Origin of the sequence: Romboutsia lituseburensis DSM 797, assembly GCF_900103615.1 — a bacterium.
GTDB lineage: Bacteria > Bacillota > Clostridia > Peptostreptococcales > Peptostreptococcaceae > Romboutsia_F > Romboutsia_F lituseburensis.
The window spans coordinates 60,952-86,403 of the sequence record NZ_FNGW01000005.1 but is presented as its reverse complement, the minus strand read 5'-3'; the positions used below and the strand labels follow the sequence as shown (position 1 = coordinate 86,403).

Genomic DNA, 25,452 nt, shown 5'->3' with positions numbered 1-25,452 from the left:
AGGTAATTTTATGAAAAAAAGAATAGATGTATTATTAGTAGAGCAAGGTCATTTTGAAAGTAGGGAAAGAGCCAAAAAAGCAATAATGGCAGGTCTTGTTTTTGTTAATAATCAAAGATGTGATAAAGCAGGAGCAGATGTAGATGAAGAGGCAAAAATAGAAGTTAAGGGAAATCCGATACCATATGTAAGTAGAGGCGGACTTAAACTTGAAAAGGCTATGAATAATTTTGATTTAACACTACAAGATAAAGTATGTATGGATATAGGTTCTTCTACAGGTGGGTTTACGGACTGTATGTTACAAAATGGAGCTAAAAAGGTATTTTCTATAGATGTTGGATATGGTCAACTTGCTTGGAAATTAAGACAAGACGAAAGAGTTGTATGCATGGAAAGAACTAATATAAGACATGTAACTATAGAAAATACTAAAGAATTTGCAGACTTTGCATCAATAGATGTATCTTTCATATCTTTAAAATTAGTTCTTCCTAAATGTAAAGAATTAATCAGACCTGATGGTCAAATTGTAGCATTAATAAAACCTCAATTTGAAGCAGGAAAATCAAAAGTAGGAAAAAAAGGTGTAGTAAGAGAAAAATCAACACATATAGAAGTTATAGAAATGATATCTAATTTTGCAGTTGAAAATGGATTTGAAATCTTAGGCTTAGATTATTCTCCAATCAAAGGACCTGAAGGTAATATAGAGTACTTAATTCATTTAAGAAATGGAAATGATGGATATGTATTTAATAATGAAGAACATAGTAACAAAATAATTAATGTAGTTGAAGCTTCTCATAATATGAGTAAATAAAAAATTAATACATTAAAAAATATAAAAAAATAATTTTTATATAAAAGAGGGGGATTTAAAGTGATCCTTGAGTTGTATATGAAAAACTGTGCCTTAGTAGAAGAATTAAGGCTAAATATTGATGAAAATCTAAATATACTAACAGGGGAAACTGGTTCAGGTAAATCAATAATAATTGATGCTTTAGGTTTATGTCTAGGTGAAAAATATGATAGATCTTTTTTAAGAAAAGGAACTGATAAAGGATTGGTCGAAGTCGTATTTTATTCACGAAATTCAAACCTAGAAAAAGTATTACAAGAAAATGATTTAGAATTAGATGAAGATAATTTGTTAGTAATAACTAGAATTATATACGCTGACGGAAAAAGTGTTGCAAGAGTAAATGGAAGAACTGTTAAGATGGGTGTATTAAAACAAATAGCATCTACTTTAATAGATGTTCATGGTCAACATCAAACCCAAGCTTTGTTTAATAAGGAAACGCATATAGAGTTTTTGGATCTATTTGGAGAACTTGAATTAGAAGAGTTTAAATATGATTATAAGGATATATATGCAAAGTATAGTGAAGTAAAAAAAGCGTTAAATATATTAACTGAAAATAAAGATGATATGCAAATTCAAAGAGAAATTGATTTGTTAAAATTTCAAATTAACGAAATTGAATCTGCAAATTTAAGCAAAGATGAGTATGATGATTTATTAAAACAAAGAGATGTTTATAGAAATAGTGAAAAGATATACAGTAATTTAAATTTAAGCTACCAAAATTTATATGATGGTTCAGTAAATGCAGTAGATCTTATAGGAAATGCAGTGAAAGAATTATCTGCTATATCAGAGTATGATAAATCATTAAGTGACTACAATAATGAAATAGAAAGAATAATGTATGAACTTCAAGATATATCAAGGGATATAAGAAATTATAAGGAAAATATAAATTTTGAACCATATGAACTAGAACAAATTGAGATTCGGGTAGATGAAATAAATAACCTAAGAAGAAAATATGGAGATAGTATAGAGGAAATACTTGAATATTATAATAATACAAAATCAAGATTAGATGAAATATTAAATAGAGATGAAAAAGTTGAAGAACTAAAGTCTGAAATTCTAAAATTAGAAAAAACTTTAAGCGTTAAGGCTCAAGCATTAACTAATGCTAGAAAAAATGTAGCTATTAAGTTAGAAGAAGCTTTGCTTGTAGAATTAAAAAGTCTAAATATGAAAAATGTGATATTTAAAGTTAACTTTGATGAATCTATATTTACATCAAATGGTAAGGACGATATTGAATTCATGATATCTTTTAACTTAGGTGAGGATATAAAACCTATTTACAAAGTAGCATCTGGTGGAGAAATGTCTAGATTTATGCTAGCATTTAAAACTATATTATCGGATATAGATCAAATAGATACATTAGTATTTGATGAAATAGATACAGGAATAAGTGGAATTGCAGCTCAGATTGTAGGTGAAAAGCTTAGTAATATAGGAAAGAAAAAACAAGTTATTTGCATAACGCATCTACCACAAATAGCTGCAAATGCAGATACACACTACTGTATAGAGAAAAGTACTTCAAATGAAAGGACTTTTACAACAATAAAAAAATTAAATTATGAACAGCAAAAAGATGAAATAGCAAGACTTATTGCAGGTAGTAATATAACAGAAAAGACTATGGAACATGCTACGGAAATTATTGAATTAGCAAAAAGATAAAAGAAGCCTATGGCTTCTTTTTTTGTATAAGTAACCTGAGATTGCTTTATAATTATATCTAATTAGTTTTATCTTAGCTATTTTAATGTGATTATCTTGATTAAAGAATAGGGCCTAAACAATAGACTAATGAAAATGCATTTTTATTTAGATTAGAATTTTATTACATAGATGAATAAATAATTCCTTATAAGGAATTATAAGTATATATTTACATGAAATAGGGAGATGAAATTTTATGAAAAAATTTTTAAATGAAAAAAAAATAGCTATTTTGGTATCTATATTAGCATTATTTATTTTATGTTTTAAGACTTTTAAGGATGAAAATATAAATCAATCAGTACCTGTTATGAAAAACAATAAAGAAGAAGTTAAATATGTTTATCCATTTGGAAAAATAATTGGTGTTAAAGCTAATACGGATGGAATGTTAGTTATTGGATATGAAGAAGATGATGTTGAATATATTGGAGGCATAAAAAAGGGTGATAATATTATTGAAATCAATGATCAAAAAGTATCTAGTAGTAACGATGTATCTAGTATATTAAGAAATGTTAAAAGTGACAAAGTTAAAATAAAATTTGAAAGAGATAATAAATATAAGACTGACTATATAAAGATAAAGCATGAAAATGGAACTGTAAAATTAGGATTGTGGGTAAGGGAGAAAATATCAGGAATAGGAACTATAACTTATTGTGATCCTAATAATTTGAAATTTAAGGCAGTAGGGCATGCGATAACGGATGAAGACACAAATGAGTGTTTAAAGATAAGCCAAGGTGATATATATGAATTATCTAATATTCAGATTAATAAGGGTAGTAAAAATAATGTAGGTAAAATAAAAGGAGACATAATAACATCTATTCCGATTGGAAAATTTAGAAATAATTCCAACTATGGAATAAGTGGAAATATGACAGGAAAAATAAACACAGATGTACAATTAATTGAGGTAGGAAAAAGAGAAGACATAAAACTAGGGAATGCGCATATACTTTTTGAAGATAAGGATAGAAATATAACAAGCTATGATGTAAAAATTAAAAGTTTCGTTAATGATAAAAAAAATGATAGAAATATGATAATAGAGATTATAGATAAGGATCTTATAAATTATACAGGAGGTATAGTACAAGGAATGAGCGGTGCGCCAATTATACAAAATAATAAAATAATTGGGGCATTAACACATGTTTTTAAGGACAATCCTAAAAAAGGATATGGTATTTTTATAGAGGAGATGATAGAATTAGATAAGAGATATTAAAAATTTAATATTATTTCAAAATTTTTTTAATTTATTAAAATAAATTGAAGGAATATAATTTTGGTATGTCGAATATGCTTAATATGAAAAACTTTTGGTATTAATTATATAAAAAAGAAGATGTTTTATTAATGGGGGGAATTTTAGTGAACGAAAAAATTAAAATAGTTTTAGCAGATGATAATAAGGATTTTTGTCAAGTACTTAAAGAGTATTTATCTAATGAAAGTGACATAGAGATATTAGGAATAGCAAAGGATGGAATTGAAGCCTTAGATTTAGTTAAGAAAACACAACCAGACCTATTAGTGCTAGATGTTATCATGCCACATTTAGATGGATTAGGTGTTATAGAAAAATTAAATTCAATGGATATACCTAAAATGCCAAAAATAATAGTATTATCAGCTGTAGGGCAAGATAAAATAACACAAAGTGCTATAAATCTAGGAGCTGACTATTATATAGTAAAACCTTTTGATTTTGTTATATTTATAAATAGAATAAGAGAACTAGTTTCAAATAAATCTAGCCATCATGTAGAAATAAAACCAAGAACACATTCAGACATACAAATGACGAGAAGTGATTTTGTAAAGAATGTAGGTAATATAGAGACAGAAATAACAAATATAATACATGAAATAGGGGTACCTGCACATATAAAAGGATACTTGTATTTAAGAGAAGCTATAAAGATGGTTATAGACAATGTTGAATTATTGGGAGCTGTAACAAAAGAATTATATCCAAGTATAGCTAAAAAATTTAATACAACTCCAAGTAGAGTTGAAAGAGCTATAAGACATGCTATAGAAGTTGCATGGAGTAGAGGAAAGGTTGATACAATAAATCAACTATTTGGATATACAGTACACAATACTAAAGGAAAACCAACAAACTCTGAGTTTATAGCGATGATTGCAGATAAGTTAAGATTAGAACATAGTATGGTTAAATAATTATATAATTATCAAAATAAGTCTTCTCAGAATAAGAAGGCTTATTTTTTTGTATTATATAATTAAAGAAATGGTTAATTTAAATCTAAAAAACAACCATATATATTAGTAAAAAGGAGAACTAAAAATGAGAATAAATCTGCCAAAAACAGTTGAGTTTATAATAGATACAATATATGAAAATGGATATGAAGCATTTATAGTGGGTGGATGCGTAAGAGACTTTATTTTAGGAATATCTCCAAATGATTATGATATAGCTACAAGTGCAAATCCAGAAAAAATACTTAACATATTTAGTGATTTTAAAACCATAACAAATGGAATTAAACATGGAACAGTAGGGATTATCATAGATGATAATATTTATGAAATAACTACTTATAGGATTGAAAGTGAATATGAAGATAATAGAAGACCTAAAGAGGTAAAATTTACAAAAAATATAATTGAAGATTTAAAAAGAAGAGACTTTACAATAAATGCGATGGCATACAACTATAAAGTAGGATTAATAGACGAATTTGGAGGCATAGAAGATGTCAATCAAAACCTAATAAGAACAGTTGGTAATCCTGATGAAAGGTTTAATGAAGATGGATTAAGAATAATACGAGCTATAAGGTTTAGTAGTAAATTAGGATTTAAAATAGAGGAATATACATTAAATAGTATATATAATAATTCTAAATTAATAAAAAATATAAGCAAAGAAAGAATCACAGATGAGTTTAACAAAATTATGCTTAGTAAATATCCTGAAAAAATAAATTTATTATATAGAACAAAGATATTTAAATATTTGAGTATATATGATGATTTTAATCAAAATGAATATGATTATTTAAGTAAAAATTTACCTATACTAACAAAGTGTAATGATAAAATAGAAGACAGACTATTGTTGTTAGAATATTTAATCGCTAATAGAGGAATAAATAACATAAATAAACAATATGAACAGTTAAATGATTATAAAATAAATATACAGCCAAATAATATTGTAAATAAATTAAAATATTCAAATAAAATTACTGATTATTGCAATAATCTAATTGAATATATGTTTATACAAGAAGAAACTATGGACAAGGTAGAAATTAAAAAAATTTTAAATAAAATAGGTAGAAAAAAACTTATAAATATACTTATGTTAAAAAAAATATATTATAAAAATATGTTAGATATATCAGATAAAGCAATGTATTTTAATAAATGTGATTTAGTAGATGAATGTATAAATAAAATAAATAATGTAGAAAAAAATAAAGAATGTTATACTATAAGAGGTCTAGAAATAGATGGCAATGAAATAATTAAATTAGGATACTCAGGTTCAGAAATAGGAATAAAATTAAATTATTTACTAGAAAAAGTTATAGAAAATCCTGATTTAAATAATAAAAAAAACCTAATAAATATGGTTAAATAATTATAATTATTATAAAAATAAAATCAGACATGAGTGTTAAGTTTTATCTAAATAGTTAAAACAACTTTAAAACATTTCTTTTATTGTTAAATAATGCTATAATGTAATGTGATTTTAAAAATGATATCGGAGGTTTAAGATATGAGAGTCGAAGCACCTATTAAGGTAGACCGAAAAACAAAAAGGCTTGCGAAGAGACTTACAGGTGGAGAGATAGCAGTAATAAATCATATAGATATTGATGAAGTGGCTGCAAACTCTTTAGTAGAAGGTAAAGTTAAATTAGTGATAAATGCGGCGCCTTCTATAAGTGGAAGATATCCAAATAAAGGTCCGGGGATTTTAACTGAAAAAAATGTCCTTATAATTGATAATGTAGGAGAAGAACTATTTCATAAGTTGTCAGAAGGTCAAATTATAGAAGTTATAGATGGAAAAATATATAGAGACGGAGAACTTTTAGGAGAAGGTGAAGTCTTAGGAAGAGAAGAAGTAAGTGTTAAACTAAAAAAAGCATATGAAAATTTAGCTGTAGAATTAGATAGATTCATAGACAATACCATTGAATATGCTAAAAAAGAAAAGGGATTTATATTAGGTGAAATTGAAATACCTAAAGTAAGTACCAATTATGCTAATAGACATGTATTAATTGTTGTAAGAGGACAAGATTACAAACAGGACTTAAGTACTATATTATCTTATATAGAAGAAATGAAACCAATTTTAGTTGGAGTAGATGGAGGAGCTGATGCTTTACTTGAATTTGGTTATACTCCTGATGTAATTGTTGGAGATATGGATAGTGTAAGTGATGAAGCTTTGAAAAAAGCAGGAGAAATAATAGTACATGCTTATACCGATGGAAGAGCACCAGGACTTAAGAGAGTACAAGATTTAGGTTTAGATGCTATAGTTTTCCCTGCTCCAGGGACGAGTGAAGATATAGCTATGTTAATAGCTTATGAATATAAAGCTGAGTTAATAGTGGCTCTAGGAACTCACTCTAACATGATTGATTTCTTAGAAAAAGGAAGAAAAGGAATGGCTAGTACGTTCTTAGTTAGATTAAAAATAGGAGCTAAGCTAATTGATGCTAAAGGTGTAAATTTATTATACAGAAGTAAATTAAAAATGAAGTATATATGGGCTTTAATAGTTACAGCATTATTCCCAATACTAATTTTAGCATCGTTTTTACCAAGTGTTAGACAGTTCGTACATTTAATGGACTTAAAGATTAGATTATTACTACAGATGTAAATTTAGGAGGAAAAAAATGCATATAAATATGAAATATTATATAGTTAGCATTGGTGCTATATTTATAGCATTAGGAATTGGTATGCTAGTTGGATTTAATTTAAATTATGATCAAGAACTTAGCAAACAACAAGCTAACATTATAAGTGATTTAGATAATAAATTTGAGGATTTAAAAACAACAAATGATAATTTAGAAAAAAGTTTATCAACTTTAACTTCTAATTATGATCAGGCTATAGAATTAATAAATAAAAATACAGATAAGATAATAGCAGGGACTTTATCAGAAAAAAATATTGGAATAATATCAACTAATGAAAATAATGATTATTCAACTGAGATAAGTGACATTATAACTAAAGCAAATGGTTCGATAGCATTTAATATAATGTTAAAGAATAATGTTGAAAATAAAGATAAATTACAAGAAGTTTCAACTAAATTAAACGTGGAATTAAAAAGTACTAAAGACTTAGTTAAGTATATATCTGAATGTTTAGCATCTCAAGAAGGATCAAGTAAATTACAGGAACTTCAAAATTTAGATGTTATAAAAGTTAACTCTATTTCTGATGAATTTTTAAATTGTGAGTCAGTTATTTTAGCAGGTGGAAATGAATCTAAAGTAGATGATAAGAAATTTAAAGAAATTGACGAAATGTTAATATCAACTCTAAAAGGACAAGATAAAGCTGTAGTTGGTGTTCAAAAAACTGGTTCTAAATTCTCTTATGTAGATATGTATTCTAAAAATAAAGTAACTAATATAGATAATATAGATGAAGGAATAGGACAAGTATCATTAGTAATATTATTAAATGATAAGGGAATAACAGGAAACTTCGGTAGATTAGAAACTGCAGATGTATTATTCCCACAAAAGAAATAATAGAGAAGGAGAAATAACATGAATCCTTATATAAGTATAATAATACCTGCATATAACGAAGCTGGTAAAATAAAAGATACTCTAGAAAATGTTATTGATATAAAAGAAATAAATGAAGTAGTAGTAGTAGATGATGGATCAAGTGATGATACTGCTAAAATAGCTTCAAGTGTAAAAAGTGATAAAATAAAAGTATTTAAATTAGAAAAAAATAGCGGTAAAGGATATGCATTAAATTATGGTTTGAAAATAGCTATGAAAAATGCAGATATAATAGGCTTCTTAGATGGAGATTTAGGAAGTTCGTCTAATGAAGTTAAAAAGCTAATAAAACCAATTTTAGATAATGAAGCTGATGTTATAATAGCTAAGTTTCCTCCAGCTAAGAAAAAAGGTGGATTAGGGTTTGTAAAAGGACTAGCTAAACAATCAGTTTTAGATATGACAGGTGTAGAATTAGATGCAACTTTATCAGGACAAAGAATATTTAAAAAAGAAGTTTTAGAAAAATTTGATGAAATTCCTTTTGGGTATGGTGTAGAAGTTGGTATGACTATAGATATACTAAAAAAAGGATATACAATAAAAGAAGTACTAGTTAATATGACTCATAGTGAAACGGGTAGAGATTTAAAAGGATTTATCCATAGAGGTAAGCAATATTATCATATAAAGAAAGTACTAAAAGAGAAGCAGAAAGAATGGAGGTAGTATCTAAGTGCAAAGTTATATACTAGATATTATTTTATTATTAACTGGGCTTCTTGGAACATATGCTATAATACCTCTATTTAAAAATCTATTAATAGAGAGCAATGTTTTAAGGCCTAACTATAAAAAAGATATGATACCTGTTAGTATGGGAATAGTATTTTTACCTATGATAATTATAAATGGAATCATATTAGCATTTTTTACAAAAGAAGATAAAAATTTATTATACCTATTTATGTTTATTTTTGGTCTAATATCAATGTTTTTTGCTGGAGTATTGGACGATATAATAGGAAATAGGGATGTAAGTGGATTAAAAGGACACTTTAAAAGTTTATTAAAAGGAAGTCTTACTACAGGTGGATTCAAAGCTCTATTTGGAGGTTTTGTAGGTATAATTATTTCTATTGCAGTTTCTAAAAATATAGGAGATATAATTATAAATACATTAATAATAGCTTTATCAACTAATTTAATGAACTTATTAGATTTAAGACCGGGAAGAGCTATAAAGGTATACTTAACTATATCAACTGTTTTATTTTTAACTTTAACAGGATATGTTAAATCATTGATATTGCTTATAGTACCTAATGTTTTGGCTTACTTTAATTACGATCTAAAAGCTAGAGCTATGATGGGAGATACAGGTTCTAATGTACTAGGTATATCTATAGGTATGCTTGTTATAATGGGATATTCAATGAAAGTTAGAATAGGATGGCTAGTATTTTTAGTTCTTATTCATATATTAACAGAAAAGTATTCGTTGACAAAAATAATAGAAAAGAATAAATTCTTGAATTTTATAGATAAGTTAGGAAGGTAAGCCTATGATAAGTAAAAGAGTAGGGATTGTAGAATCAATAGTAGACCAAAGTAATGGTTTAGATGATATAAGAGTTAGTTTAAATGGAGAAATACAAAGAGCTTACAATTATACAAAAATGACTGGAAAAATAAATGTGGGAGATGAAGTAGTTTTAAATACAACTGCTGTTGAGTTAAGTCTAGGAACAGGAGGCTATCATTTTGTGATAGCTAACTTAAATAACCTTGAATCTAACTTAACTGAAGGCGGTCATATAATGAAGCTAAGATATACTCCTTTTCAGGTTAAGGTAGATTCAGTTGAAGAGCAAGAAAGTGTGTATCATGAAAAAATAGACAAATTTGAAAGTTTAGAAAATATGCCTGTAGTTGTTGGTACACTGCACAGTATGTTAACACCATTTGTAGCTTCTTATAAAAAAAATAATCCAAATAAAAAACTTGTATATATAATGACTGATGGAGCTGCTTTACCAATTTATTTAAGTAAAAATGTAGATACATTAAAATCAAAGGGACTAATAGATAGCACAATAACAATTGGAAATGCTTTTGGAGGAGATTATGAGTGTATAAATATATATACAGCATTAATAACTGCTAAAGAAATTTTAAATGCGGATTGTGTATTTGTTAGTATGGGACCTGGAATTGCAGGAACAGGTACAAAATATGGATTTACAGGTATAGAACAAGGGCCTATTTTAGATGCTATAAAAAAACTTAATGGAAATCCAATAGCTATACCTAGAATTAGTTTTGCTGATAAAAGAGATAGGCATGTAGGAATATCACATCATAGTATAACTGTATTTAAAGATATTGTTAATGTAGGTGTAAATATTCCAATAACTAATTATGAAGAAGAAAAATTAAAATTAATAAAAACTCAGATAGAAAATAATAACCTAGATGAGAATCATATTATAAGATTCATAAACAACAACAGTACTAAAGAAGACTTAGATTATTTTGGATTAAAAGTTAGAAGCATGGGTAGAAACTATGACCAAGATAAAGAGTTCTTTGATGCAGCAAGTAGTGCAGCATATTATGTAATGGAGGTTTGTGATGGTAGTAGAAGAAAAGACTATTAGTAGTGATCGAATTTACACAGGAAAGGTAATAAGTGTAAAAGTAGATACTGTTGAAGTCGAAAATAAAGGATATCAAAAAAGAGAAATAGTAGAACATTGTGGTGCAGTTGGAATAGTTGCTATAAATGAGAAAAATGAGGTTATATTAATCAAGCAGTTTAGAAAACCAATAGAAAAAGTAATTTGGGAAATTCCAGCAGGTAAACTTGAACCTGGCGAAAATCCTAAAGAATGTGCAATCAGAGAGCTAAAAGAAGAAACAGGATATGAAGCTCAAAATTTAAGATTAATACATAAATTTTATACTTCTGCAGGATTCTCAAATCAAAAGATATATATATACTTAGCAACAGGTCTTAAGCCTGGGGAAAATAAACTTGATGATGATGAAAGTTTAGAAATGTATAGTATAAGTTTAGAAGAAGCTCATAGTATGATTGCAAAAAATGAAATAGAAGATGCAAAAACTGCGATAGGAATTTTATTAGCAAAAGAATTAATATAAATGGAATAACCTCCTCTTTTCTTACATAATAATTTGTAAGGTACAAGAGGAGGTTATAAATTTGAGAAAAACATATAGAAAAAATAATTTTAAAGAACTAAACAAACAGATAATAATTATTGGAGTTATATTTATAGCATTTATAATACTTGGGACATATTTAAATAAAATGTGGCCAAGTTCTCAAACTAGTATAATAGAAAATGTTAATCCAGCTGTAGAATTTTTTAGGACTAAAGGTGGATTAAAAGGAGCTGTAATATCAAACTTAAAATCGGATACAATGTTTATGGCATCTATTGGTATATGCACACTATTAGTAATAACTTTTCCGATAGTATTAATAATATTTATGCTAAAAGGTCTATCAATAGGATATACTATAAATAGTACTATATTAGCATTAAAAGTTAAGTCTATAAAAATGATACTCATAATATTATTTAAAAATTTAATAATCATACCAGGTGCAATCATATTAACTTTAATTTCATTAAATTATATTAAAGAAATTATTTATGAGTTGAAAAAAGGAAAAAGAGAGAATATACTATTTTTATGTCAAAGATATGCATTAAATGCAGTAATTGTACTAGCTATAACTGTTGGCTTACAATCAATATTAAATATGCTAAGTATAGGTGTTATTAAGTTCCTAGTCAGATAAAGGAGTTTACTATGGAAGTTGTAAAGGAATATATAAGTTATTTGAAGGATAAAAAGAAGTTATCAGAAAATACTGTTTCATCATATTTTATAGATATAAAAAAATACACAGAGTATTTATTTATAAAAAATATAAATATAGGTGATGTAGTCGAAAATGATATTATTAGTTACTTGATAAAGCTTGAAAAAGATAACATATCAGTAGCTACAATATCTAGAATGATATCTTCTATTAAATCTTTTCACGATTACTTATTTTTAAACCATATGAGCAATAATAATCCAGCTAAAGAAATAAAAAAGCCAAAAATAGAAAAAAATAATTTAGATATCTTAACAGAGGAAGAAGTGGAGGCTTTATTAAAATTTCCTAAATTAAATACACCTAAGCAAATTAGAGATAAAGCTATATTTGAAATATTGTATGGTACAGGAATTAAAGTTTCAGAGCTTGTAGAAATGAATTTAGATAATGTAGACTTAGAGTTAGACTATATATATTGTAGTAGCAACAAAAATCAAAGAATTATTCCTCTTTCTGATATTACACGATTATACTTAGAAAAATATATAAAAGAGTCAAGACCTGAGTTAGCTGTTGAAGATGAAAAAGCACTTTTTGTAAGTTCTCTAGGGCAAAGGTTTACTAGACAAGGCCTATGGAAGCTAATAAAAAAACATGCTAGCTTAGCTAACATAGATAAAAACATAAACCCAAGTATGCTTAGACACTCATTTGCTATTCATTTATTAAATGAAGGTGCAAATGTAGCTGTAGTTAGTAAAATATTAGGTAATGCAAACTTAGCTAGTTTACAGTCATACTTAAATCATATAAATAAAAACATGAGAAGAGAAATAAAAGAAAAGCATCCTAGAAAGTAGACAAATAACAAGGAGGACAAACTATGAAAAGAGTCATATGGATTGTAATTGATAGTGTTGGGATCGGGGCTTTACCTGATTCAGAAAAATTTGGAGATACTAATGTAAATACTCTAGGAAATATAGTAAAAACTTATCCTGATATAAAAATACCTAATTTAATAAATCTAGGTATTGGAAACATAGAAGGAGCAGATTTTTTACAAGGAACTAAAACTCCAATAGGTGCATTTGGAAAATGTGGTGAATTATCACAAGGAAAAGATACAACTACTGGACATTGGGAGATGACAGGTGTATTAGTTGAAACACCGTTTAAAACATTTGAAAATGGATTCCCAAAAGAAATAATAGATGAATTTGAATCTAAGACAGGTAGAAAAGTTGTAGCAAATAAACCTGCATCAGGTACAGCTATACTAGATGAGTATGGAGAACATCAAATGAAAACTGGTGATGTTATAGTTTATACATCAGCAGATAGTGTATTCCAAATAGCTGCACATGAAGAAATAATACCTTTAGAAGAGCTATACAAAATGTGTGAAATAGCTAGGGAAATAATGATGGGAGATAATGCTGTTGCTAGAATAATAGCAAGACCTTATATAGGAGAAAAGAAAGGATGTTTTACTAGAACTTCTAATAGAAGAGACTATTCTTTAGATCCATTTGAGCCAACAGTACTTGATAATATAAAAGAATCAAATTTAGATGTTATAGGTGTAGGAAAAATAGAAGATATATTTAATGGACAAGGAATTACAGAAGCAATACATACTCATGATAATATGGATGGTGTAGACCAAACTATAAATTATATGAAAAAAGATAATAAAGGATTAATATTTACTAACTTAGTAGATTTTGACTCAAAATATGGTCACAGAAGGGACACACTAGGTTATAAAAAAGCTTTAGAAGAATTTGATTTAAGAATTCCTGAAATAATTGATAGTATGAAAGATGAAGATATCCTTATAATAAATGCAGACCATGGCAATGATCCAACATATAAGGGAACAGACCATACTAGAGAGTACATACCTGTTATTGTATATGGAAAAGATGTGAAAGAAGGCCTAAATTTAGGGATAAGAGATAGCTTTGCTGACATAGGAGCAACTGTTGCGGATATATTAAATGTTAAAATGCCTAAACATGGAAAAAGTTTTAAGACGGAAATAGTTAAATAGCATAGGAGGAAAAACTAATGAAAAATATGTTTGATAAAGTAAAAGAAAGTGCAGAGTTTATAAAAGGCAAAAGCAATGTAGAACCTAAAATAGGGTTAATATTAGGATCAGGATTAGGTGTATTAGGAGATGAAATACAAAATCCTGTTAAAATAAAATATAATGATATACCAAACTTCCCGGTATCAACAGTAGAAGGACATGCAGGACAACTAGTAATAGGAACTTTAGAAGGAAAAGAAGTTGTAGCTATGCAAGGAAGATTCCACTATTATGAAGGATATTCTCAACAAGAAATAACATTCCCAGTTAGAGTTATGAAAGCTTTAGGTGTTGATACAATAGTTGTAACAAATGCAGCAGGTGGTGCAAATAAAGAATTTAAACCAGGAGATTTAATGGTTATAAAAGATCATATAAATTTAAGTGGAAATAATCCATTAATGGGATCTAATGATGAAAGATTTGGACCAAGATTCCCAGATATGTCAACTGCATATAAGCAAAAATATGTTGATTTAGTAAAAGATTGTGCAAAAAAATTAAATATGACTATACAAGAAGGTGTATATGCATTCTTTAGTGGTCCTACATATGAGACTCCAGCAGAAGTTAGAATGGCTCAAATTTTAGGTGCTGATGCAGTTGGTATGTCAACAGCTCCAGAAGTTATAGTAGCTTCTCATTCAGGGATGGATGTTGTAGGTATATCTTGTATAACAAACATGGCAGCTGGTATATTAGATCAACCGCTTGATCATGAAGAAGTTATTGAAACTACTCAAAAAGTTAAAAGCGAATTTTTAAGTTTAGTAAAAAGTGTAGTTGAAAACATATAATTACATTAGAATATAGAGATAATAAATATAATTGATAGATATAACTTTAATAAGGCTTAATATTAATAAATAAATTAGTATTAAGCTTATTAAGGTTAATACTAATTTATTTATTAATATTATAAAAATACTAAGGAGTAAAGTCATGAGAATTTACGATATAATAAAGAAAAAAAGAGATAGTCAAGAATTAACAAAAGCTGAAATTGATTTTTTTGTTGAAAAATATTCAAAGGGAGAAATACCTGATTATCAAGCTTCTGCGTTGTTAATGGCTATATATTTAAATAAGATGAATAAACAAGAAACAGTATACCTTACAGAGGCTATGATGAAGTCTGGTGATGTAATAGACTTATCAGATATAGAAGGCATAAAAGTAGATAAGCATAGTACTGGAGGGGTTGGAGATAAAACAACTATTGCATTAGCTCCTCTTGTGGCTGCTTGTGGGGCTCCTGTAGCAAAAATGTCTGGTAGAGGATTAGGACATACTGGTGGAACATTAGATAAATTAGAAGCTATTCCAGGTTTTTCTATAGAAATGGAAGCGAAAAAGTTTATAGACTCTGTAAATGAACATAAAATTGCTGTATGTGGTCAAACAGCATCAATAGCTGTAGCTGATAAAAAAATGTATGCATTAAGAGATGTAACAGCAACTGTTGATAATATATCTCTTATAGCAGCAAGTATAATGTGTAAAAAATTAGCATCAGGGGCTAATGCTATATTACTAGATGTTAAAACTGGTGATGGTGCATTTATGAAAACTTTAGATGATTCATTTGAATTAGCTAAAGCAATGGTTGATATAGGTTGTGGAATGAACAGAGAAACTATAGGTATGATAACTGATATGGATGAACCGCTAGGGTTTGCAGTAGGAAATTCATTAGAAGTAATAGAAGCTATAGAGACATTAAAAGGAAATGGACCAAAAGATTTTGTTATGTTATGTGAAACATTAGGTGCATATATGTTAGTTCTAGCTAAAGTAGCAAAGAATTTTGATGAAGGTATAGAAAAAATTAGAGATGCTATAAGTTCAGGAAAAGCATTAGAAAAATTAAAAGTATTTATAGAAAATCAAGGTGGAGACAAGAATATAGTTGATGATTACTCTTTATTACCAACTGCATCTAAAATAGTAGAAATAAAATCACCAAAGAGTGGTTATATAAGTAAGATAGAGGCTGAAGAGGTAGGAGTATCAGCTATGATATTAGGAGCAGGTAGAGAAACTAAGGAAGACATATTAGATTTATCAGCTGGTATAATACTTACTAAAAAGGTTGGAGATTATGTAAATGAAGGTGACATATTAGCACATATGCATTTAAATAAAGAAGAAAAATTACAACAAGCTAAAGAAAGATTTATAGCGGCGTATAAAATTGTTGATGAAAAAGTAGAACCTAAAAAGTTAGTTTATGGTGTCGTAACTAAGGATGAAATAAAAAAATTCTAAAAAAATGATTATAAAAAGTCTAACGTGTAAAAAATAACGTTAGACTTTTTTATTTTAAAATATTTATAGTAGTTAAATTTATTTAAATAAGCTATTGCAAATAAAATAATAATAAAAGTTCAAAAATAAAATAATATTTATATCAAAATAAATAATTATAAATCTAAATAATTTATAATATAGAATAAATTTATTCGACAATTTTATTGAAAATTTTTATGCTTAGATTTATAATATAAAGGATATAAATATGTACAAGGAGTAGATAATCCTATGGATTTTAATCAAAATAAGTGGAAATTTACAATAATATCCTCTGCTATAATATTAATTTTAATAGGTGTGTTCATATTTATACAAATAGGTCCGTATGATAAAAATAATAAAAAAGATATAGTAATCGATATACCACAAGGGTCGAGCACAAGCACAATTGCACAAATATTATATGAAAATCACTTAATAAAGAATAAAACTTTATTTAAAACTGTAGCTAAAGTAAGCAATAGTTCACCAAAAATGAAAGCAGGTAAATATTTAATAAATCAATCTTATTCAAATAATGATATTATTAACCTACTCATATCTGGTAAAATATATCAAGATGGAATAAAAATAACTATTCCAGAAGGATCTACATCTAAAGAAATTATAACTATGTTGGTTAATAAAAAACTTGGAAATAAAACGAATTATGAGAGTTTAATAATAAAACCACAAGAATTTTATGATGACTTTAAATATTTAAAACAAGATGATATTGTTTCATTAGAAGGTTTTTTATATCCCGGAACTTATTATTTTACGGAAGAGCTTTCTGAAAAAGAAATACTAATAGAAATGTTATCTGCGTTTGATAATGTATATAATGATAAATTAAGGAAAAGACAAAAAGAGCTAAACATGACACTGCAAAAAGTAGTAAATTTGGCATCTATAGTTGAAAAGGAAGCTGTATTAGATGAAGATAGACCTATAATAGCTAGTGTATTTTACAATAGGCTTGAAATAGGCATGCCATTACAGTCTGATGCGACGATACAATACATATTCCCTCAACGAAAAAAAATAGTAACATACGATGATTTAAAAATAGATTCTCCATACAATAGCTATAAAAATAAAGGATTGCCACCTACACCTATTTCTAATCCAGGAATAAAGTCCATAGAGGCAACACTGTACCCAGAGGATACTAAATATTTATATTTCGTAGCTAAAATGAATGGTGGTAACAATTATAGTGTAGAGTATGAAGAACATCTTAAATTTGTAAAAGAATATAAAGATGAAAGAGACAAGCTAAACGAACAGAAAAGACAATAAAATAAATTAACAAGTAAAAAAAGATTAATTTTATAAATTAGCATTAATTTTTTTTGCCTCTTAAGGAGTGAATTAAATGAGTAATATAGTAAATGAGTTAGTAGAAGGATATATAAGAAATACTTTAACAGATAAAGAAGGGTTACTGAGAGATTTAGAAGTATATGCATTAGAAAATAATGTGCCTATAGTTCATAAAGAAGTTTCTGAATTATTAAAGGTATTATTAAAAGTACAAAAGCCTAAAAGAATATTAGAGGTAGGATGTGCTATAGGATATTCTTCAATATTATTTGCATCTACTTTAGGAGAGGATGTTGAAATAATTACAGTTGAAAGAAATGAAAAAATGATAGAAAAAGCTAAAGAAAATATAAAATTGGCTGGACTTGAAAACAATATAACTATTTTAGAAGGCGATGCTGAAGAAAAGCTTAAAGAAGTTGATGGAGAATTTGATATGATCTTTTTAGATGCAGCAAAAGGACAATATCAATTATTCTATGATATGGTTATAGATAAATTAAAAGTTGATGGGCTTTTAATATCGGATAATATACTGTACAAAGGTATGGTAGCACACGACGATTTTGTAATAAGAAGAAAAAAGACTATTGTTAAAAGAATGAGAAGTTACTTAGATTATATATGTACATGTAACTATTTAGACACATCACTTATACCTATAGGCGATGGAGTGGCACTTAGCTATAAGAAAGCTGAAAGAGGTGACATAAATGCATAATGTAGAATTATTAGCACCTGCTAGAGATTTAGCTGAGTTAAAAGCTAATATTGAAAATGGAGCGAATGCTGTATATATAGGTGGAGAAGTATTTGGGATGGTTTCTATAAATAATCTTTTTTCAAAAGAAGAATTAATAGAAGGAATTGAATTTGCACATAAAAACAAAAGTAAGGTTTATGTAGTAGTTAATATATTACCTCATGATGATGATTTTAATCAAATTGAAGAATATTTAAAAAGCTTAGAGTGTTTAGGTGTAGATGCTATAGTAATATCTGATCCTGGAATGCTTTCGATAGTTAAAAATACTATACCTAATATGGAAATACATTTAAGTGATCAAGCTAATACTACAAACTATATATCTGCTAAGTTTTGGTTTGAACAAGGCATAAAGAGAGTTGTTGTATCAAGAGAGTTATCTTGTGATGAGATTGCTCAAATTAGAGCTAAAACTCCACTTGAATTAGATATAGAAGTTTTTGTACATGGTGTTATGACTATATCTTATTCTGGAAGACCTCTATTAAGTAACTTTATAAAAGGTAAAAATCCGCAAAAAGAAATAAGCAAAAAATCCTATAGACTAATGGAAGAAAAAAGACCAGGAGAGTACTTCCCTGTTTATGAAGATGAAAAAGGAACATTCTTATTTAACTCAAGTGATTTATGTATGATAGAATATATACCAGAACTTATAAAATCAGGCATAACTAGCTTAAAAATTGAAGGAAGAATGAAAGATGCTGAATATATAAAGAGGGTAACTAAAGCTTATAGAGTAGCAATAGATAAATTTTATGAAAATCCTCAAGAGTGGAAATTTAATTCTGTGTGGTTAGATGAATTAAAGGAAATCAGTAATAGGCAATTTACATCAGGGTTTTATTTAGAAAATCCAAATGATGAAATATAAAGCAATAATCTAACTTAGTAAGGAGAGTACTACAAGATGAAAAATAAAAAAAGACCATTAATAATAGGAATCACTGGAGGAACTGGATCTGGTAAAAGTACAGTATGTAAAGCTATAATGGAAAACATTCCAGAAGAAAACATAGCAACAATAGAGCAAGATGCATACTATAAAGACCAAACACATTTAACTTTTGAAGAAAGACTAAAAACTAATTATGATCATCCACTTTCTTTTGATAATAAATTACTTATAAAACATATAGATGATTTATGTGAAGGTAAAAGTATAGAAAAACCAATATATGACTATGAACTTCATACGAGAAAGCAAGATGAAACAGTTAATATAGCTGCTAAGGATATAATAATAGTTGAAGGTATAATGATATTAGAAGATGAAGAGTTAAGAGATAAGTTAGATATAAAAATATATGTTGATACAGAAGATGATATAAGAATACTTAGAAGAATACAAAGAGATATAAAAGAGAGAGGAAGAACTGTTGATTCAGTTATAGAACAATATTTAGCTACAGTAAAGCCTGCTCATGATCAATTTATAGAACCGTATAAAAAATATGCTGATATAATTATGCCAGAAGGTGGACAAAATGAAGTTGCAATAGACATAGTTATCAGTAAAATAAGAACACAATTAAATTAATAATAAATTAAATATGAAGAATTTATGAATTTAGTATTAACCCCTTAGAAATTGTCAAAAATGACAAGTATCTAAGGGGTGATTTTATGTCAAGAAAAGAAAGTAATATACCTAAACAAATTGTAAGGCGTGCATGGGTAATGATGTCATGCGCTATAATAATATACTCATTTTTAATATATAGACTAACAACAATACAATATTTAGAAGCTGATAAGTATAAAGAAAAATCAGAACAACAAAGCATACAAAAAGTAGAATTAAATAGTGGAAGAGGTGTAATTTATGATAGAAATGAAAAACCTCTTACTGACACTGTAAAAAAAGATATTATGATAGTAGAACAAAATAAGTTTTTAAATGATGTTAATACAAGAAATATAGTAGAAAACAGCAGCAATATGCAAATATCAGAAATTTATAAGCATATAGAAAAGCAATTGAAATCACAAGTATTTCAAATTGAAGTAGATAATATCGATGATAAGACAAAACGTAAACTATTAGATGATAATATTATTGTTGAAGAAAAAACATTAAGATATGCATCAGATGGACTATTATCTCATACTTTAGGTCATATAAGCACTAAAGATAAAGTTGGTCAATCAGGAATTGAAAAATCTATGGATAAGGTGTTAAAAGAATCTAATGAAAAATATGTGTCTGCATTTAAAGCAGGTGCATCTGGAAATACAAAGGATTTAAGTATTTTAAAAGGTAGTATAAAAACTGTAAATGATAATGAAGATGCAAAGAATATAAAATTAACAATAGATAAAGATATCCAAAGAAAAGTAGAAAAAATAGCAGACAAAGAAGAAAATCCAACAGCAGTAGTTATATCAGATATAAATACAGGGGAGATTTTAGCATTAAGTTCTAGACCTAACTTCGACCAAAATAATATAGCTAAATACTTTGAAAGTGAAAAAGGAGAACTTGTAAATAGAACTATGCAAAGCATATACCCTCCTGGTTCAGTATTTAAATTAGTTGTGCTTTATGCAGCTCTAGATGCAGATGTAATAAATGAAAATTACACATATAATTGTACTGGAAAAGTAGAGGTAAGTAGTAAAACTAAACAGATTTTAAATTGTCATAAAAGAGATGGGCACGGCATACAAACATTACAGCAGGCATTTTCAAATTCATGTAATACAGCATTTTTTGATATAGCCAAAAAAGTTGGGGAAGATAAAATTATAGAATGTGCGAAAAGGTTACATCTAAATGAACCTGTAGGCATAGGATTAGAAGAAGAGAATAATAGAAAAATAGAGGATAGTATACCTATAAATAATCTTGCAATAGGCCAAGGTAATTTAGGCTTTACACCGTTACAAATAAATCAGATGACTCAAATAATAGCTAATAATGGTACATATAAACAATTATATATATATGATAGCATATTAGATAAAGATAAGAACATGGTTAAAAGTTTTAAAACTTCAAAGCCTGAAGAAATTATATCACCATATACTCTTACAATAGTTAAAGAGATGATGAAAGACGTATCAAAGGAAGGTACAGGTAAAGATTTAAAAGATTTAAATGGTGGGTGTGGAGTTAAGACTGGTACAGCTCAAAGTACATTAAATAAAAAGGCAGTTAATCATGGATGGATAACAGGATTTTATCCAGAGAAAGTACCCAAGTATGCAATCACTGTATTAGTAGAAGGAATAGAGGGAAAAAGTAAGTCAGCAGTACCAATGTTTAAAGAAATATGCACACAATTGAATAAATAAATAAAAATAAATATAAAAAAAACAAGCAATTTAAGCAGGCCACTTTCATATAATTTAAAATGAAACACCATAAGAAGGGGGTGGCCTGTTGACTATTCTTAAATCATTTGAAAAACCATTAACCCCTGAAGAAGAAGTAACATATCTAACAAAATTTAAAGAAGACAAAGATGAAAATGCAAAAGAAATTTTGATTGAAAGAAACATGAGACTAGTAGCGCATATTGCTAAGAAGTATAACAATTCTAGTGAGGATCAAGACGATCTTATATCCATTGGTACGATAGGATTAATAAAAGCTATAGAAACTTATAACGTAGATAAAGGTACAAGATTAGCAACCTATGCATCCAAATGTATAGAAAATGAGATATTAATGAATATAAGAACAAATAAAAAAAATAAAGTTCAAGTATCTCTTCAAGACCCTATTGGAATGGATAAAGAGGGTAATGAAATTAGTTTAATTGATGTATTAGGTACCGATATTGATTATATTTTAGATCAAGTTGAGCTAAAGGTTCAGATTGGTAAACTATATGAACAATTAGACAAAATATTAACTAAAAGAGAAAAAGAAATAGTACTTCTACGATATGGATTAACTACTTGTGGATATAAAACTCAGCGTGAAATAGCGCAAAAACTTGATATCTCTAGATCTTATGTATCTAGAATTGAAAAGAGGGCTCTTAAGAAATTAAGAAAAGAGCTTAAACCAGAAAAAAGCCTTACATAGGCTTTTTTTTGGTATATAAAAACAAAAGAATAGAAATAAACTTAGAAAGTTCAACAAAAACCATTATTTTATAGCAAATAATTTTAATAAAAAGTGCTCAAAAACTGACAAAAAAAAATAAAACAATGTGCTACTATTATTTATATATCAAAAAAGGAAATAAAATACAATTACATGTAAAAGTTAATAAGGAAAGTGTAAGCAAAAAGTAAATATATATCGCAAAATAATAAAAATGAGTGGATGGTGATGAGAATGAAAGAACTAACTATAAATATTGATACTTTGCAACTTTTTAATTTAACATTAATTATTTCTATTATATTTATATCGGTTATATTATTTAAAACTTATAATAAAAAGGCTTTTATATATTTAGCATTTGTTTTTTTCATTCATGCTATTATAGGAATATTAAATTTGAAAGCTTACTTATTATCAATCCCTATAACAATGACGGTTATAGTTATTAAAGTTTTTAAAAATCAGTACAAGTTAAAAAATACATATTTTATAGTTATAGTATCTCTAAGTGTTTTAAATGTTTTAAGTATAATAATGAAAATAAAATATGAATTAATTATATATGCTATATTAAATTTATCTATATCAAAATTTATAATTATAAATTATATAAAAAATAAAGAAAATGAAATTAAGAAAGAAAAGATGAAATTAATCTCCAATAAAAAACAAATTTTAGAAATTACTAATAAAACAATATTAGCGTGTAACTTACAAAACCAATATAAAAATGAAATATTAGAGTTAAATAACGATATAAAAAAATCAATTATGGATTCAAAAAATGCTATATTTATTTTAAATAAAGATAAAGAATGCATCTATATGAATAAAGCTTTTAAGTTAATGATGAATATAGATTTACATAAAAATGAAATTGATATATTCAAGCATATGAATTCGAAGTTTCTAAATTCAATAGATATATTAGAACAAATTCAAAATTTAAATATAGAAAAAAATCTAAAAAGTTATGATGGAAAGATATATAAGTTTGAATGCGTTAAAGAAGTATTAAATGAAAATAGAGTGATTATTTGTATCTTAAGTGATATAACTGAAAGTACATTAATAAAAAATAAGCTAAAGGAAAGTGAAGAGCGATATAAAAAATTAATGGATGTTTTAAATGATGGTGTAATAATTCATAATATGAATAGTATAAAATACATAAATAGCAAAGCTATTAGTTTGTTAAACTTAAATGAATCTCAAACTAAATTATCAATTGAGGATATGATTTTATCAACAGATGAAATATCTAAGGCTAAATTTATAAATAATATTAATTTAGTCTGTATGGGTAAAGCTGAAAAAATATCTACGAAGATAGAAACTAAAACTGGAAAAACAATTGAATTTATAACTACAACAATTTTATTAAACAATATAAAAATGTTACTTACGATAGCTATAGATATAAGTAATATGGAAAATGTTATCACTGATATAGAACAAAGTGAAAAAACATATAAGCTGTTACTTCAAACACTTCCAGAAGGTGTTGTTATAATAGACAAAAACACAAATAATCATATATATAGAAATAAAGCAATGATGAAAATATTAAAAAATATTGGAGTTGAAAGTTTAAATAACATAATAAAAAAATATTTGAATGAATGTGATTATGGCAAGTTTAGAAAGTTTTACACTAATACAAATAAAATTAAAGAAATAGAAATTGCTATAATTGATAGAAGTGAAGATAATGCTTTTTTAGTTGTGGTTAGAACTTTAGATGACAAATACAAAACTCAGCAAATGAAAGAGATGCTAGATGAAATAAGTGATAAATGCAGATTTAAAGCAGAATTCTTAGCGAATGTAGCAAATGATATAAAAAGGCCTATTAATACTATATTTGAAACTAATAAGATACTTTATTTAAACAAGGACAAGTATGATTCAGACTATATTGATAATTACACTAGATTAGTTAAACAGAATTGCTATAGATTAATGAGACTGTTAGATAATATTCAACAAATAGGACATTTAGAAAATGGGACATATAAGATGAATATAAAAAAATATGATTTAATAAATTTAACTAGCGACATTGTAGTAAAATCAAAAAGATATACTGATGAAAAAGGACTATCTATTTCTTTTAAATCAGATGTACATAAAAAAGTAATGGCAATAGATAAAGAAAAAATAGAAAAAATTTTATTAAATCTACTTTCAAACTCTATAAAATTTACCCCAAAGGGTGGAAATATAAATATAATAATAAACTGTAAAAAGGAAGAAGTTCATATTACTGTAGCTGATACAGGTGATGGTATTCCAGAGGATAAATTAGACATAATATTTGAAAGCTTTGAACAAGTAGATAGGACACTATCAAGAGGGGCTGAAGGAAGTGGAATTGGTTTATCTTTAGTAAAAAAACTGGCAGATATTCATAATGCTAAAATAGTAGTTAATAGTAAAATTAACAAGGGTAGTGAATTTACATTAATACTAAAGGAAAATATTGAAACGGATAAATTATTAGAGAAAATAGACAGTGGATGCGATTTTAGTGACAATGAAAAAATAGACATAGAATTCTCAGACATATATTTTAATTATAGTTATTAAATATAACTTTTTAAAAGGGAGTATTAGTATGTATATAAATATAATTAGTATATCTTTATTTATTATGAGCTTGTATGTTTTATATTCACGTT

23 protein-coding genes are annotated in these 25,452 nt (G+C 26.8%); all 23 read left to right on the top strand.

Features of this window, described 5'->3' with window-relative positions:
* Positions 1–10 precede the first annotated feature (10 nt).
* Positions 11–823 carry a TlyA family RNA methyltransferase gene (locus BLP75_RS10970; protein WP_092726055.1) on the top strand — a complete coding sequence of 271 codons (813 nt, stop codon included), beginning with the start codon at positions 11–13 and terminating at the stop codon, positions 821–823.
* A gap of 60 nt (positions 824–883) precedes the next feature.
* A complete protein-coding gene (gene recN, locus BLP75_RS10965) occupies positions 884–2,560 on the top strand; it encodes a DNA repair protein RecN (protein ID WP_092726052.1) in 1,677 nt (558 codons plus the stop codon).
* A gap of 238 nt (positions 2,561–2,798) precedes the next feature.
* Complete coding sequence (locus tag BLP75_RS10960) at positions 2,799–3,839, top strand: SpoIVB peptidase S55 domain-containing protein (RefSeq protein ID WP_092726050.1); 1,041 nt, start codon at positions 2,799–2,801, stop codon at positions 3,837–3,839.
* A gap of 131 nt (positions 3,840–3,970) precedes the next feature.
* Positions 3,971–4,801 carry a sporulation transcription factor Spo0A gene (gene spo0A, locus BLP75_RS10955; protein WP_092726049.1) on the top strand — a complete coding sequence of 277 codons (831 nt, stop codon included), beginning with the start codon at positions 3,971–3,973 and terminating at the stop codon, positions 4,799–4,801.
* Positions 4,802–4,928: 127 nt separating this feature from the next.
* Positions 4,929–6,233, top strand: a complete 1,305-nt coding sequence (locus tag BLP75_RS10950; RefSeq protein ID WP_092726048.1) for a CCA tRNA nucleotidyltransferase — start codon at positions 4,929–4,931, stop codon at positions 6,231–6,233.
* A gap of 141 nt (positions 6,234–6,374) precedes the next feature.
* Entirely contained in the window at positions 6,375–7,496 is a 1,122-nt protein-coding gene (steA, locus tag BLP75_RS10945) for a putative cytokinetic ring protein SteA (protein WP_092726046.1), read from the top strand.
* 16 nt (positions 7,497–7,512) lie between these two features.
* Positions 7,513–8,388, top strand: a complete 876-nt coding sequence (locus BLP75_RS10940; protein ID WP_092726045.1) for a copper transporter — start codon at positions 7,513–7,515, stop codon at positions 8,386–8,388.
* An 18-nt stretch (positions 8,389–8,406) separates the two neighbouring features.
* Positions 8,407–9,099, top strand: a complete 693-nt coding sequence (locus tag BLP75_RS10935; protein WP_092726043.1) for a glycosyltransferase family 2 protein — start codon at positions 8,407–8,409, stop codon at positions 9,097–9,099.
* 7 nt (positions 9,100–9,106) lie between these two features.
* Positions 9,107–9,931 carry an MraY family glycosyltransferase gene (locus BLP75_RS10930; RefSeq protein ID WP_092726042.1) on the top strand — a complete coding sequence of 275 codons (825 nt, stop codon included), beginning with the start codon at positions 9,107–9,109 and terminating at the stop codon, positions 9,929–9,931.
* A gap of 4 nt (positions 9,932–9,935) precedes the next feature.
* The gene (locus tag BLP75_RS10925) at positions 9,936–11,030 is read left to right on the top strand and encodes a DUF3866 family protein (protein WP_092726041.1); all 1,095 of its coding nucleotides are present in this window, start codon (positions 9,936–9,938) and stop codon (positions 11,028–11,030) included.
* Positions 11,005–11,535, top strand: coding sequence for an NUDIX hydrolase (locus BLP75_RS10920; RefSeq protein WP_092726039.1), 531 nt, complete (start codon positions 11,005–11,007; stop codon positions 11,533–11,535). The genes BLP75_RS10925 and BLP75_RS10920 overlap by 26 nt, the downstream gene beginning before the upstream one ends.
* A 61-nt stretch (positions 11,536–11,596) precedes the next feature.
* On the top strand, positions 11,597–12,202 hold the full coding sequence (locus tag BLP75_RS10915) for a stage II sporulation protein M (RefSeq protein WP_092726038.1): 606 nt from the start codon (positions 11,597–11,599) through the stop codon (positions 12,200–12,202).
* Between the two features lie 11 nt (positions 12,203–12,213).
* Entirely contained in the window at positions 12,214–13,089 is an 876-nt protein-coding gene (locus tag BLP75_RS10910; protein WP_092726037.1) for a tyrosine-type recombinase/integrase, read from the top strand.
* Positions 13,090–13,112: 23 nt separating this feature from the next.
* Entirely contained in the window at positions 13,113–14,285 is a 1,173-nt protein-coding gene (locus BLP75_RS10905; protein WP_092726035.1) for a phosphopentomutase, read from the top strand.
* 17 nt (positions 14,286–14,302) lie between these two features.
* On the top strand, positions 14,303–15,124 hold the full coding sequence (locus BLP75_RS10900; protein WP_330385807.1) for a purine-nucleoside phosphorylase: 822 nt from the start codon (positions 14,303–14,305) through the stop codon (positions 15,122–15,124).
* A gap of 145 nt (positions 15,125–15,269) precedes the next feature.
* The gene (locus tag BLP75_RS10895; protein ID WP_092726034.1) at positions 15,270–16,595 is read left to right on the top strand and encodes a pyrimidine-nucleoside phosphorylase; all 1,326 of its coding nucleotides are present in this window, start codon (positions 15,270–15,272) and stop codon (positions 16,593–16,595) included.
* A 273-nt stretch (positions 16,596–16,868) separates the two neighbouring features.
* Positions 16,869–17,921 carry an endolytic transglycosylase MltG gene (gene mltG / locus BLP75_RS10890; protein ID WP_092726033.1) on the top strand — a complete coding sequence of 351 codons (1,053 nt, stop codon included), beginning with the start codon at positions 16,869–16,871 and terminating at the stop codon, positions 17,919–17,921.
* 76 nt (positions 17,922–17,997) lie between these two features.
* On the top strand, positions 17,998–18,666 hold the full coding sequence (locus BLP75_RS10885) for an O-methyltransferase (RefSeq protein ID WP_092726032.1): 669 nt from the start codon (positions 17,998–18,000) through the stop codon (positions 18,664–18,666).
* Entirely contained in the window at positions 18,659–19,585 is a 927-nt protein-coding gene (locus tag BLP75_RS10880) for a peptidase U32 family protein (RefSeq protein ID WP_092726030.1), read from the top strand. Before BLP75_RS10885 ends, BLP75_RS10880 begins: the two co-directional genes overlap by 8 nt.
* Positions 19,586–19,621: 36 nt before the next feature.
* The gene (gene udk / locus BLP75_RS10875) at positions 19,622–20,251 is read left to right on the top strand and encodes a uridine kinase (RefSeq protein ID WP_092726028.1); all 630 of its coding nucleotides are present in this window, start codon (positions 19,622–19,624) and stop codon (positions 20,249–20,251) included.
* Positions 20,252–20,337: 86 nt separating this feature from the next.
* Positions 20,338–22,008 carry a peptidoglycan D,D-transpeptidase FtsI family protein gene (locus tag BLP75_RS10870; protein ID WP_092726026.1) on the top strand — a complete coding sequence of 557 codons (1,671 nt, stop codon included), beginning with the start codon at positions 20,338–20,340 and terminating at the stop codon, positions 22,006–22,008.
* A gap of 88 nt (positions 22,009–22,096) precedes the next feature.
* Entirely contained in the window at positions 22,097–22,747 is a 651-nt protein-coding gene (sigK, locus tag BLP75_RS10865) for an RNA polymerase sporulation sigma factor SigK (protein ID WP_092726024.1), read from the top strand.
* Positions 22,748–23,002: 255 nt separating this feature from the next.
* The gene (locus BLP75_RS10860; RefSeq protein ID WP_170827948.1) at positions 23,003–25,360 is read left to right on the top strand and encodes a PAS domain-containing sensor histidine kinase; all 2,358 of its coding nucleotides are present in this window, start codon (positions 23,003–23,005) and stop codon (positions 25,358–25,360) included.
* Positions 25,361–25,452 lie beyond the last annotated feature (92 nt).

What these genes read in the sequence shown, in the direction of transcription:
- BLP75_RS10960 (WP_092726050.1), top strand. Translation starts at nt 2,799, where the DNA reads ATGAAAAAATTTTTAAATGAAAAAAAAATAGCTATTTTGGTATCTATA.
- BLP75_RS10895 (WP_092726034.1), top strand. Translation starts at nt 15,270, where the DNA reads ATGAGAATTTACGATATAATAAAGAAAAAAAGAGATAGTCAAGAATTA.
- BLP75_RS10925 (WP_092726041.1), top strand. Translation starts at nt 9,936, where the DNA reads ATGATAAGTAAAAGAGTAGGGATTGTAGAATCAATAGTAGACCAAAGT.
- BLP75_RS10920 (WP_092726039.1), top strand. Translation starts at nt 11,005, where the DNA reads ATGGTAGTAGAAGAAAAGACTATTAGTAGTGATCGAATTTACACAGGA.
- BLP75_RS10940 (WP_092726045.1), top strand. Translation starts at nt 7,513, where the DNA reads ATGCATATAAATATGAAATATTATATAGTTAGCATTGGTGCTATATTT.
- udk (WP_092726028.1), top strand. Translation starts at nt 19,622, where the DNA reads ATGAAAAATAAAAAAAGACCATTAATAATAGGAATCACTGGAGGAACT.
- spo0A (WP_092726049.1), top strand. Translation starts at nt 3,971, where the DNA reads ATGGGGGGAATTTTAGTGAACGAAAAAATTAAAATAGTTTTAGCAGAT.
- BLP75_RS10910 (WP_092726037.1), top strand. Translation starts at nt 12,214, where the DNA reads ATGGAAGTTGTAAAGGAATATATAAGTTATTTGAAGGATAAAAAGAAG.
- BLP75_RS10950 (WP_092726048.1), top strand. Translation starts at nt 4,929, where the DNA reads ATGAGAATAAATCTGCCAAAAACAGTTGAGTTTATAATAGATACAATA.
- BLP75_RS10860 (WP_170827948.1), top strand. Translation starts at nt 23,003, where the DNA reads ATGAAAGAACTAACTATAAATATTGATACTTTGCAACTTTTTAATTTA.
- BLP75_RS10935 (WP_092726043.1), top strand. Translation starts at nt 8,407, where the DNA reads ATGAATCCTTATATAAGTATAATAATACCTGCATATAACGAAGCTGGT.
- steA (WP_092726046.1), top strand. Translation starts at nt 6,375, where the DNA reads ATGAGAGTCGAAGCACCTATTAAGGTAGACCGAAAAACAAAAAGGCTT.
- BLP75_RS10970 (WP_092726055.1), top strand. Translation starts at nt 11, where the DNA reads ATGAAAAAAAGAATAGATGTATTATTAGTAGAGCAAGGTCATTTTGAA.
- mltG (WP_092726033.1), top strand. Translation starts at nt 16,869, where the DNA reads ATGGATTTTAATCAAAATAAGTGGAAATTTACAATAATATCCTCTGCT.
- BLP75_RS10870 (WP_092726026.1), top strand. Translation starts at nt 20,338, where the DNA reads ATGTCAAGAAAAGAAAGTAATATACCTAAACAAATTGTAAGGCGTGCA.
- BLP75_RS10885 (WP_092726032.1), top strand. Translation starts at nt 17,998, where the DNA reads ATGAGTAATATAGTAAATGAGTTAGTAGAAGGATATATAAGAAATACT.
- BLP75_RS10905 (WP_092726035.1), top strand. Translation starts at nt 13,113, where the DNA reads ATGAAAAGAGTCATATGGATTGTAATTGATAGTGTTGGGATCGGGGCT.
- BLP75_RS10880 (WP_092726030.1), top strand. Translation starts at nt 18,659, where the DNA reads ATGCATAATGTAGAATTATTAGCACCTGCTAGAGATTTAGCTGAGTTA.
- BLP75_RS10900 (WP_330385807.1), top strand. Translation starts at nt 14,303, where the DNA reads ATGAAAAATATGTTTGATAAAGTAAAAGAAAGTGCAGAGTTTATAAAA.